This window comes from Bartonella sp. AP331QHHD (genome assembly GCF_042195905.1).
In the GTDB taxonomy this organism is placed as follows: domain Bacteria; phylum Pseudomonadota; class Alphaproteobacteria; order Rhizobiales; family Rhizobiaceae; genus Bartonella.
This window is the reverse complement of the sequence record NZ_JBHIPG010000052.1, coordinates 117,904-130,529: the sequence shown is the minus strand read 5'-3', so window position 1 is coordinate 130,529 and position 12,626 is coordinate 117,904. Positions and strand designations below refer to the sequence as shown.

General features: G+C 37.4%; 6 protein-coding genes and 1 pseudogene. 2 read left to right on the top strand and 5 right to left on the bottom strand.

Annotated elements, in window-relative coordinates:
* The first annotated feature begins 199 nt into the window (after positions 1 to 199).
* On the top strand, positions 200 to 1,024 hold the full coding sequence (locus ACFIMS_RS06150) for an outer membrane protein (RefSeq protein WP_375612993.1): 825 nt from the start codon (positions 200 to 202) through the stop codon (positions 1,022 to 1,024).
* A gap of 1,364 nt (positions 1,025 to 2,388) precedes the next feature.
* On the opposite strand, the gene ACFIMS_RS06145 is transcribed toward ACFIMS_RS06150, so the two are convergent.
* From ACFIMS_RS06145 to ACFIMS_RS06125, 5 genes and pseudogenes are all read right to left on the bottom strand, one after another.
* Positions 2,389 to 3,273 (bottom strand): metallophosphoesterase family protein, encoded by an 885-nt coding sequence (locus tag ACFIMS_RS06145; protein ID WP_375612992.1) that lies wholly within the window; start codon positions 3,271 to 3,273, stop codon positions 2,389 to 2,391.
* A 596-nt stretch (positions 3,274 to 3,869) separates the two neighbouring features.
* Positions 3,870 to 5,966, bottom strand: a complete 2,097-nt coding sequence (locus tag ACFIMS_RS06140; RefSeq protein WP_375681167.1) for a glutamine amidotransferase — start codon at positions 5,964 to 5,966, stop codon at positions 3,870 to 3,872.
* A pseudogene (locus tag ACFIMS_RS06135) lies at positions 5,963 to 8,762 on the bottom strand (DUF4159 domain-containing protein). The gene ACFIMS_RS06140 and the pseudogene ACFIMS_RS06135 overlap by 4 nt, the downstream one beginning before the upstream one ends.
* Positions 8,759 to 9,670: a DUF58 domain-containing protein gene (locus ACFIMS_RS06130; protein ID WP_375638069.1), complete on the bottom strand. Its 912-nt coding sequence runs from the start codon at positions 9,668 to 9,670 to the stop codon at positions 8,759 to 8,761. Before ACFIMS_RS06130 ends, ACFIMS_RS06135 begins: the two are co-directional and overlap by 4 nt.
* A complete protein-coding gene (locus tag ACFIMS_RS06125; protein ID WP_375612988.1) occupies positions 9,671 to 10,702 on the bottom strand; it encodes an AAA family ATPase in 1,032 nt (343 codons plus the stop codon).
* Between the two features lie 245 nt (positions 10,703 to 10,947).
* On the opposite strand from ACFIMS_RS06125, the gene ACFIMS_RS06120 reads away from it, so the two are divergent.
* On the top strand, positions 10,948 to 12,201 hold the full coding sequence (locus ACFIMS_RS06120; protein WP_375612987.1) for a CCA tRNA nucleotidyltransferase: 1,254 nt from the start codon (positions 10,948 to 10,950) through the stop codon (positions 12,199 to 12,201).
* The last annotated feature ends 425 nt before the right edge of the window (positions 12,202 to 12,626 follow it).

The window sequence follows — 12,626 nt, the reverse complement described above, 5'->3', positions numbered from 1 at the left end:
TCCAAGTAATAATGATCAATATGAAGCTATAAAAGCTACTATAGATTAATAGCTTCTGGAAATTATAAATAATATTTAAGCTTTATTTAAAACTAATTTTAATTTTTTAACTGTGTCATTTTTGCTATAGATTTTTTCAAAAAATTGTGAAACGATTTACCATTATTTATGTATCACATTAGCTTTTAGGGGAGCAATTATGATTACAAAGTATTTAGCCTCAACATCTATATTTTCTTTAATTTCAATTTCTGTAGTACAGGCGTCGGATATCGTTATTCCTGAACAACCTGTTCCTGTTATTCCAGCACCTGCTTTGTCTTGGACAGGATTTTATCTTGGAGGACAGATTGGTAACTTTTCAGGTAAAACAACTGCAAGTTATTTAAAACATGAGACAGGGATATGGAATCCAATTGGAAAGGAGAATTTACCTAAACTTTCTGGTTTTATCGGGGGAGTTTATGCAGGTTCCAATATTGATATCGATAATAGTTTTATTATAGGTATTGATACAGATATTATGTGGTTTGGTAAAAAGGATTCTAAAGATGTCAATCTACCGAAAAAAAGTCCAACTGAAGAAACACCAAAACTTGTAGAAAAAACAAGTCTAACAAGAGATTTGCATGAGGAGGATTCGACAACACCTATTAAAGCTGTACGTCATACTTTAAAACAAAAATGGGCTGGTGCTACACGGGTGAGAGTTGGTTTTGCGATTGAGCGTATGATGCCTTATATTTCTGGAGGGATTGCTTATACGCAGCTTCAGAATATTTTTGCGGCAGTAGCTGATAGCAAAAATGGAGAAGTTGATTTTTCTGATTGGTTGCATGATGAAAAAAAGACCATGATTGGTTATACCCTTGGAGGTGGTATTGATTTTGCAATGACTGATAATATTATTGTACGTGCAGAATATCGTTATTCAGATTTTGGCAAAAAGAAGTTCATACAGGATAAATTTGAAATGGGCTACAAGACAAATGATTTTCGTGTGGGTGTAGCTTATAAATTTTAATTTTTTGCAGAATTAAACACTTCAAAAGTCTCATTTTCGAATGAGGCTTTTATTTTTCAGATATGTTCTAGTAAATATCCTTTACTCAAAAGAGCTACTATTTTATTCGAACAATACTTTGATTTGTAAACATAAATTACTTTTTGTCATGTTGAGTGAGAGACCCAAGTGTCATAAGATTTTCTCATTTTAATTGAACCGATCAAAACCATGTCTTTTGCACGTCAAAAAGAGGGGGCGTCGTGAGATAAAAACATTAAAGAAAGAATAAAAATGCTTCTTATGAACCATTTTAAGTGCTAAAGGCTGTCGCTACATTAGGGGGTGGCAAAGTGTGAGATTTTGATACTAGCTTGCTTTTCCATAAACGTGAAGATGGTGTTGCTAAATGGACTTAACATTACATCATTCATAGGTACCGTCGGGAAATGGGTTTGGGTGCTTTAAAAGATGCTTTTTTAAACCAACATGTGAATTGGCAAGCTAATGGCATTTTATTTTATTTGAAAGATTTTTCATACAATCAACTTTTCTGTTTTGCGGTATCGTAAAATATTTTATTTAATAACAAAAAGCTCGCAAAAAAACTCTAAAGAACGTAAAATTACATCCGCAATATAATTCAATAATAAAATAATTATAAAGAGTATTATAAAGTGATTTATAGGAAAAAATAGAGAGAAAATTAGGAATTTATTGAGACATAAAAAACATTATTACCTATGTCTGTTATCGAAATATAATCTATTATTTTCCTAATTTTTTAATGTACGATAATAAATTTCGAGTGAAATAGTAATGGATCATTTCAAATCTATTTACGATAAATCAATCAACATCATTTGTTTATGAATCACAAGTAGGTTGGGTTATTTAAATTATATACTTTAGTTATTATTTGGCTTTTTTAGCCATTGATTTTCAGGTATAGAAGCTGAATGAGCTTCTCTATTATTCTATAAAATATCATCATTGTAATAATATAAGGATTTTAGGCATTAGATGCTTTTGGAGGAGTGGATGATGAAATTCAAAGCAGGGTTTATGTGTAGAGCTTTGTGAAGTAAATCACATGCGCAATTAGCAGCTGGAACCCGTGAGACAAGAATCCGAATTATTTATAAATCAGATGTGGTAGAATTTTCGTCCTTTAGAGCGGGAAGGAAGAAAACCGATAAGTTTGTAAAAAGCTAGTCACATAAGTGGGGCAGCAGATGGAACTGTCTGAGAAAAATTGATCTATTGACAGAGAAGGTGAAACTTTATCTTTTAAGGAGAAAAAGGGAAATAAGAATTATGATTTCCAAAGGGATGTGAAATAAAAATGTTTTTATTTTTGGTTGTTTGGGCAACTATGAAGGTGTTTAAAGATTAATTTTTTCAGTACATGCAATCTCGTTTTTGGGGTTGATAATGCTATAACGTTGTAATTGGCAATGCCATTGATTTTGTAAGCGTTCAATGGAAAATAAATTAAAGCCTGCGGGCGGTTTTTTATCACCAAAAGCTTGTGATGCGGAAGGAACACCAACAATAGGAATTTTTTTAATTGGTCCTTCAATGTAATTCAATGTGGGTAAATGAGTATGTCCGTGAAGAATAAGCTCACAACCGTGGTATTTGATAATGTCTAGAAAACGTTTTATATCCCGTAGTTTTTTATGCCAAGACGTTGCCTTTGGAAAGGGGGGGTGGTGAATCATGACGACACGAAAAAGGTTGCGCTGTGCTGCTTCCTTTAAAAAGAGCGGTAAAGTTTGCGCTTGCATTTTACCAAAATAGCCAGAAGCTTGAAAAGGCAATGTCGCAATGGCTGAAGAAGCTGCTATGATGGCAACATCTTTGCGAATGCGCATATAAGGAAAGGCACTTTTTTGAGGGATGTCACCTGTAATCCAAGGTTTAAAGAGAGTGCATGCTTTTTGTAAAGCGCCGCGGACATAGGCATCGTGATTTCCAAATGTCAAAGAAATATCTTGAGGTTTTCCTAGGTTAAGTAGCCAACGATGAGCTTGTACAAATTCTTTATCGAGAGCAAGATTTACAAGATCACCAGAGATCACAAGGTGATCAGGTTTTGTTTTGTTCAAGGCATCTATTAAAGTTTCTAGGACATCTGTTGCCATCTGACTCTTACGTTTTTTTTGCCAGTTCAGATAACCGGTAAGACGTTTCCCAGAAAGTTCAAAAAGGGAAGGTTGCGGGAGAGGGGAAAGATGTACATCCGATATATGGGCAAGATAAAACATAAAAGCTCGTAAAGTATTAAAAACGATTTAAAGAATAAACATAAGATAAGTTAGTGCTTAAAGGCAAGAAAGATTGTAAAATGAAAATTAGCTTGCAAAAAAGAATGTCTCAAGCGGAATGTTCCAAATAGAATATCCCTAATAAAATATCATTGTGTTGTAGATTCACATATTTGTAAAAAAAACATTTCTCAATGCGTTTGAGCTAATTTCACGATGGTACTCGATATTATAATGGAAAGCTTCTGTGAACTATATAGGGCTTACTGTACACTACCATCTCTACACTTATACAAGGTGCAAATAAAAAACATCATACTATTTTCCCCCAATTTTATGAAAATCCTTGCTTTGCTTTAAGAGGATTCATAAGAGGTATTTCACTCTTTTCTTCAATGGTTTCTATCCATACAGCATCCCTTCTAATAATACGCAAGAGAATGTTTTTTATTGTTTTAATATGAGGATATTGGAAATAAGGAGAATTCCACTGTATTTTGAGTTATAAATCAATACGTTATCTAATTACAAAAGACAAGTAAATACGTAAAAAGATAAGCTGAATTTTAAAACTATTATACGAAATCTCAGACTTTTTAACGGCCTTCATAATACCACATGCTGCTCAACAGTAAAAGGCAAGCAAGCAGTGCAAAAAAACCAGAAAATATCGAAAAATAAAAGGTATTGATTAAACGGGTTTCTGTTGCTTCTTTCAGAACAATTGAATGTGCTGGGGAAGAGGACGGACTTGTTTTTGATTGAATCAGCTTAAATGGAGGAAGATGAATGTTTTCTTTTCCTTCAGGGTGTAAACGTCCGATGTAGCCACCAGTGTGCTTAATAATGGGGGCTAGTTTTTCTTGTGTTGAAATCAAGTCAAACAACTCAAGATTATCGAGCATCCCTACAGAAGAAAGTATTGTTAAACCGCCATTTTTAATGTTAAAAATTCCTGTCTCATCAGTGGTCACAGTTGCAGTAAAAAGGCCTTCTTTCTCTTTGGTCAGAGTAATATTTTCTTTTTTTCCAGAGGGAAAGATTATTTCAGCGGGTTCTGGATGGTCTTTTAGAGTTTGGCGGCGAATTGTTAAATGATGATGGCTGCTAGTCGCACTTAATTTTTCTTCCTCAAGTTCTGGTTCTTTCATGAGCCAATGGGCAATACGACGATAAAGAGCAGCATAAGGACCACCGCCTTCGAAACCTCGTGCCCAAAGCCAACTTTCATCAGAAAGCAACATGCCCACACGTCCTTTATCAACATGGGAGAGAAGTAAAAGTGGTTGTTCATCCGCTCCTTTCATGAGGGCGATTCCGTTATTTATGTTTTGAATAGCAATTTGTCGCAACCATTGCCCCCATTGAGAAGCGGGAAGGTTAAGTGTTGCAAGACCCCTTGTGACAGGATGGCGCTCACCTTCTTTGGTTAATGTGGGGCGAAAAGGTTTTTCAATAATAGTTCCATTGGGCAATGCCGGTAGAATGCTTATTAAAGGTGTTTTCGCAAGTGAGTTTTTTTGGGTAAATTCAGGTCCTGTTACCATCAACAATGCACCCCCCTTTTGTACATATTGGGCGATATAATCATAATAGATTAAGGGGAGAACAGTAGAGTGCTGGTAGCCATCAAGGATGATGAGATCAAAGTTATTAATTTCTTCAACAAAGAGTTTTCTTGTGGGAAAGACCACTAAGGATAATTGGCTTGAGGGCGTATTATCTGCTTTGGTGGGGGGACGCAAAATAGTAAAGTGAACAAGATCAATATTGGAGTCACCTTTCAAAAGGTCTCGCCATGTCCGTTCTCCATTATAAGGAGCACCTGAAATAAGAAGAACGCGTAAATTTTCTCTGATTCCTTCAATAATTGTTATGGCGCGGTTGTTTTCCAAGCTTAGTTCACCTTTGTGTGGATCAGTTATAACTTGGATAATATTTCTTTCAGCATGAGGAAGGGTAATTTCAGTTTGAAAAATCACGCCAGGAGTTACAGAATAATGGCCAATGTCTTGTCCATTGACGCTTAGTGTAATATTTGCTTTCTCTGATATTGTTTTTTTGGCGGGGCCTTTATCTTCTACCAAAATGGAGAGCGTTTGTGGTTTGTTGACAAGGGCAAAGCGTGGAGGAGAAATAAACTTGATTTGGCGATCAAATTCATCTGAGTATCCTGTAATCAGGGCATTGAGAGGTGCTTCATGATGAAGGTCTGATAGGTCAGGGATGTCATGCACTTGTCCATCGGTGATAAAAATGGTTCCTGCATAACGAGAGAACGGTACATCAGATAGTGCTTGTGTTAAAGCTTCAAACAAATTCGTTGAGGGTGCATATCGATTATCAGCAAGTTTCCCAGCTTCAATAAAGCGTGGTTCAAATTGTGGATAATGCGCCAGTGTTTCGACTAATTGCCTGCGCGCTTCATCACTATCATTTGTACGTGTTCCAAATGATTGGCTTTTGCTGCGGTCAATGACAATGCCTACTGTGCTTTTCAGTGGTTCGCGCTGTTCTTTTATGATCATTGGATTGAGCAAAGCAAGGATAAGGGCGCTTAATGCCATCAGACGAAATAAAGAACCTTGCCGTAGCGTAACAAGACCAACAACGACAAAAAGAATCGATATTCCGCTTAAGAGCAGAATCCAAAAGAGTGGTAAAAAAGGCTGAAAAGTGAAAAATGATATCATTGCCTTCTTTCTCTTTTAAAGCGTTCCAAGAGTGCTGGAACATGCACTTGATCCGCTTTATAGTTTCCTGTAAGCACATAAAGGACAATATTTAAACCTGCACGAAATGCCCATAGACGTTGCATTGGATCATTGGGAACAAGGGGATATTTCCATGCCCCTTTTTCATCGAGTGCCCAAGCCCCAGCAAAGTTATTTGCGGTGATGAGAAGGGAGCTTACGTTATCGCCGTTGGCAAGAGAGTTTTTATTTTTTTTTGTTTGTTGATGAGGATTCAACCCATAAAGGTGAACCACGGTAGAGACCAGGAAAATCTGGCATAATATAAAAAGAACGTGCAACAACATGATCTGTTGATGCTGGCTCAATGGATGGAATATTTAACTTTTTTAAGATATCTCGTAATCTTTGCGTTTCTGGAGTAGCGTCTCCTTCAAGATTAAGATTGCTCTTTATCTGATCGCGCGTGTCAAATAAAATTGTTCCCCCATGTTTCATAAAGTTATTTATTTTTTCAAGGCTTTTGGGGGTTGGTATAGGACTCTTAACATCAATTGGCCAGTAAATAAGAGGATAAAAAGAGAGTTCATCTTTATCGAGATCAAGTGCTGTAACAGAGCCAAGGGTAAGCATTGTGCGCTCTGCGATAAATTGACTTAACGCTTCTAGACCACTTTTACTCGTTGTATCAATTTCATGATTATTGGTTATAACATAGGCAAGATGTGTTGCGCCAGCAGCTTGTACACTATCATGATGATTTTCTTTCGTTTGTGCATGAAGAGTTGGATCATATGAAAACAAGGCAATAAGACTTATAAAGGGGACGAGAAACATATTACGCCGTTTCATGAAAGAAAAAATATCTCCCATCCATAAAATGAGAAAATTGTCAAAGGCGAATAATAAGATGGCTAATCCTAAAAGTGGACCGATAAGATTTTTTTCTTTTGTATCGTAAGATAAAGGGCTTTTATTAAGAGAAGTTGGCAATGATGATTGTTTCATCAAGTGCGACGAATGAGTTAAGAGATTGAGTGCATAAAAATTGTTTTTGGCACCATAAAGTCCTGGGGGAGTATGGTAGGAAGGATGGGGTGGATTTTGAGAGTCAAAGATCAAAGGAACAACATCAGAGGGTGGTACTTGTAATTGTCCGTCAATGGCTATAGTTCGCCAAGGGTTTTGTATCACTGTTCTTTTTTCTCTGTGTGTTAGGTTTGTGTTTTCGTTAGAACCTAATGTGATTAATTTTTGCAGCATTTGTGCAAAAAAGCCAGAAAGAGGAAGGTTAGACCATGTTGGGTCAGGAGCAACATGAATGAGAATGAGGGTTCCTTTACCACGTTTTGCTGCGGTAACAAGAGGAGTTCCATCCGAAAGGCTAAGCCACGTTTTTTCAAAAAGATCTGGGGTTGGTTCTGCGAGGATTTGGCGCGAGACAGTAACATCTCCTGGAAAGGGAAGACCAAAGAAAAAGCTATTTTTTGCAAAAGGGGCAAGCTTTTGTGGTTTTGTCCAAGACATAATACTTCCAAGGGAACGTTGACCTGGGCGCAGTGGTATCGGAAGAAGGTTATCGTAATGTTCTGCGCTACTGAGTTTTTCTCCTGCAAAGCGGATGAGTGTTCCCCCTTTATTCACAAAATCAGAAAGTTTTTTTTCTGCTTTTGGGGGTATGTTAACAATGTCACCCATAATCAAAACAGATGGATTTTGTTTAAGCAAATGATCAATATCCGTTGAAAGTTCTCTTCCACCGGCTGTTATAAGCTGTGTATGACCTTGTAAGGCTTTGATAATGTAATAAAATGGAGCAAGTAAAGGCTGTGCCATTTCATTGGTATCGGGTGAGAGAAGAGCAACACGGCTTATCCTGTTATGGCTATCTACCAAGAAGGTTGCAGCAGCATGGTTTTGATTGTTTATTTTTATCCAAGCGATATCATTGCGTAGTTCAAGTGGTACATTAAAAGGAACAAGTGCTGTTGTTTCTCCTTCAGAGAACTTGTTCGTAAATTGACCGAGAAGTTGATTATTTGAATCGTAAAGGCTGAGTATAGCGGGAGTATTACTGTGTGTTGTTGAGCGGATAATACGCGCGCCCATGTTTCCATTATTATTTTCTATGGATGTTATGCCGGTTAAATCGGAAATATCAGTCAAATACCACAAGAAGTTTCTAGGTTTTAATTCTTCAAGAAGAGCAAAAGCTTGCTCATCTTCATTTGTTTGTAATCCATCACTTAAATAAGCAATATCAAGAGGTTTTCCTTTGGTTCTTTCGCTGAGTTTTTTGAAGGCATGCACACGGTTGACAGGCCAAGGACGCGGTTGCAAATGCATTAAATGCTGTTTTATAATCTTGGCTGGTTGGGGCTCTATATTGGAGATATTATTTTCAGCCGTTGCAACAAGATAAATATTTTTTTGCTGTTTTTCTGCCTGTGCAAGGAGCATTTCAGCGATAGAGATGCGCTGTTTCCATTCTTTTACAGAAACCCAACCATTATCAATAATGAGTGCAAGGGGTTGAGATCCGGAAAAGCTTATTGGTTTTTGATTCCAAGTGGGGCGTGCTAGAGCTATGATAACAAGTGCCGCTATGGTTAAACGCAACAAGAGCAACCACCAAGGTGTATGTTTTGCTGTTTCTTGTTGATGAGTTGGTTTGGGTAAGAAGCGAAAAGGGGGAAAAAGCTCTTTACGCGGAGATGGAGGAGTTATCCGCAACAGCCACCAAATGACCGGTAGGAACAAAAGCCCTAGTAACAGAAAGGGAGCAGCAAAACTCAAAGTGCCCTCCTTTTTTGCAATGGAGAGTCGCTCATTGTATTTGCAAGATGAAAAATGGTCTCTGTTAAAGGTTGATCTGTTGTACTAACGTGATAAGACCATCCTTGGCGTGCGCAAAAATTTACCAATTCTTGTCGCCTTGCGTGATATAGTTTACAATAGCTCTTACGAAGATCTTCTGCTTTAGTGGAAACATGTTTCTCTTTCGTTTCGGGATCCAAAAATTCTGTGTGACCTGTGTAGGGAAAGCTTTCTTCTGCGGGATCAGAAATTTCAATTAAATGCGCTGTCACTTGTTTTGTAGTTAAAACGGTTAAATGTTGGATGATTTTTTCAGGATAGTCGAGAAAATCACTCATTATAATGACATGTGAAAAGCGTGTAATCGTTGAAAAATCCGGAAATAAATTTTCATCTGAATGATTTTCTAAAGCAAAGGCTATTCGTTCTACGACATTGGATGTCATTGTGGGGGACATTAAGTTAGGAATAGCAATATGTTCGCCACTGCGTGCAAGAAGGGATGCCAAGGTAAGGGTAAGAATAATGGCATGATTACCTTTAGAGATTTTAGAAAAGCGCGAACAGTAATGCATTGATGCGCTCTGATCAGGACAAAGCCAAACGGTTTGTGTCATTTGCCATTCATGTTCACGGAGATATGTATTTTCATCACGCGCTGAGCGACGCCAGTCAATGCGGCTAATGGATTCTCCTTCCATATAGGGACGAAATTGCCAAAAGTTTTCCCCATTACCGCTTTTACGTTGTCTATGCCATCCGGTTATCAATGTATTAGCGATATGACGCGCTTGTAAAAGGAAATATGGCATTTTGCCAGTATCCTTATGCAGTTCATTTGCCAGCGACAATGGAGGCTTTTGTAAAACTTTTTTGCCAAGAGCCATTCAAAGAGCATCTTTCACAAGGTTATTAATAATATCTTTTACGGTTATATCTTCAGCACGGGCAGAAAAATTAAGAGCCATGCGGTGTTGTAATACAGGATAGGCCAATGCTTCAACATCATCAAGTGAAGGGGCTAAGCGTCCATAATAAAGAGCACGGGCGCGAACACAAAGTGAAAGGGCTTGTGATGCCCGTGGACCAGGTCCCCAAGAAACATAAGTATTAGCAAGGCTATTGTCTTTATGAGGGCGAGATGAGCGGACAATTTTTAAAATAGCTTCGATCACACTTTCTGAAAGAGGCATTTTGCGAACGATATTTTGAATTTTTTGCAATTTTTTGCCGGATAAAATTGGTTTTGCATTTGATTTTTTTTCTTTTGTTGTTTCTAAAATAATCCGTCGCTCTGTTGTGAGGTCAGGATAGTCAATATCGATTTGCATCAAAAAGCGATCCAGTTGTGCTTCAGGAAGTGGATAGGTCCCTTCTTGTTCGAGAGGATTTTGCGTTGCAAGAACATGAAAAGGTTGTGGCAAATCATAACGGTTACCTGCAACAGTAACATGATATTCTTGCATAGCTTGTAAAAGGGCTGACTGTGTCCGTGGGGAAGCACGATTGATTTCATCGGCCATGAGAAGTTGCGTAAAAATAGGACCTTGAATGTATCGAAAAGAACGTTTACCGTCTTTATCGGAATCCATAATTTCAGAACCAATAATATCCGATGGCATTAAGTCAGGAGTGAATTGGATGCGTTTTTCATCAAGCCCTAAGACTGTTCCCAATGTTTCAACAAGACGTGTTTTTGCAAGTCCTGGAGCACCGACAAGAAGGGCGTGACCACCAGCAAAAATAGCGATTAAAGCATATTCGATTACCTGATTTTGCCCAAAAATAACTTTGTCAATTTCTTTTTGTAAAATATCCAATTCTTTGTGTGCCGTATCAATATCATCAATAATGACTTGAGCTTCATGATTGATATTGACCTTTTTTATAGAATTGGATGATGGATCATGTTGACTCATATTTCTTCCTTAAGGCGTTTGTCGCAAAAATGGTAATTTTCTCTGCATGATAATGGATATCTTATTGTTTGTAACAGAAAATGAGAAGAAATGAAGTATCATATGCCGTTTTTTTTCATATTCGTATAGAAGAGAAAAGTTTCTTTGGAAGAATAGACGTGCTTTATAAGGGATGTATTAAAAAATTTGTTTTATGAAGAGAGTTTTTTAAAGCAATGAAGACAACTTTTTTGAAAGGTTAAAGGGTGAATATAAGACAGAACTTCAAACAGGTTGCGTGGTTACAACAAAGTGATATCCAAACACTTCTTCGTGTTTTGTCTGTGGAGGGGGAAGAGGCGCGTATTGTAGGGGGAGCAGTGCGCAATCAACTGCTAGGGCAGCCTATTAGTGATATTGATATTGCAACAACCTGTTTGCCGCAACAGGTTATTGCACGTGTAGAAGAAGCAGGATTTAAAGCTATTCCTACAGGGATTGCTTTTGGTACAATAACAGTAGTTGCTCATTCATGTTCTTATGAGGTTACAACGCTTCGCTGCGATATTGAAACAGATGGTCGTCATGCAAAAGTGGCATTTGGTCGTGATTGGAAAAAAGATGCTGAACGGCGAGATTTTACGATAAATGCGCTTTATTGTGATGCTGCTGGCAACCTTTATGATGATGTGGGAGGTTTGAGTGATATTGCTAGCCGAACAGTTCGTTTTATTGGGGTTGCAGAAGATCGTATTGGCGAAGATTATTTGCGTATTTTACGGTTTTTTCGCTTTTTTGCGTGGTATGGAGCAGGGCGACCTGATGTGCAAGGATTGAAGGCATGTGTTCGTTTAAAACACGGTTTAAAAAAACTTTCTTCTGAACGTATTTGGGCAGAAATGAAAAAGCTTCTTGCGGCGTTTGATCCAACGCGTGCTCTTTTATGGATGCGACAAAGCAGAATTTTGGCACTCATTTTTCCTGAAACAGAACGATGGGGTATTGATGCAATTCACGCATTGGTGAAGACAGAACAGGATCTTGGTTGGAAAGTTGATCCATTGTTACGGCTAGAAAGCCTTCTTCCTCCTGATCCCATGCGTCTTCATGAAATGGCACAGCGCTTGCGTTTTTCTCTTAAGGAAACAACGCGATTAAAAGAATGGGCAGAGTTAGAAATAATAAACCAAAACTGTTCTGATCATTTTGTGCAAAAACTGATTTATTTTCATGGACGACAGCCAGTTTTAGATCAATTATCGTTGTCTGTCGCTGCATCACATCTTGATCATCTGGAAAAAAGTGATGCTTTGCAAAAAGCAGAGGGTTATGTCAAGCTTTATCAATTTGCCCAAAAATGGCAAATTCCAACTTTTCCTATTAATGGTAACGATTTAATAAAGAAAGGTTTTACAAAAGGTGTACTTTTAGGAAAAAAGCTTAAAGAGCTAGAAATGATATGGATTGAAAGCGGATTTTTAATGGATCGTCATGCACTATTAGAAAAAATTGATTTATAATATTTCTGTTTATAAACTCACTGTTGTTTATATTTTTTAAGTCAACATATTAATTTATAATAATCATTATTTATGTGAAATAAGAGTTCACAATATTGTAAGGTTATTTCAAACCTGTTCATATTACATCAATCAAAGTTATTGCCTTACACGTCACAAGTGAGGAAAAATGATTACAGAGAGGAAAAATGTCTCTTATGAATCATCTCAAAGATAAGGATTCTCGAAAATGAGAACGAATAAAGAGAATAGTGGTAGCGGTTTGCACCTTGTATGACCATAAAGAGGGGGATGTTCACTGGATTTTTACTATGAGGAGTATTTAATCATTCATAGGTGGTGATATGAGGTGATATGAAATGGATGTGATGGGCACTAAGAAATGTTTATTTTACCAGCACTTAATTGTTGGAAAATGATAGGCA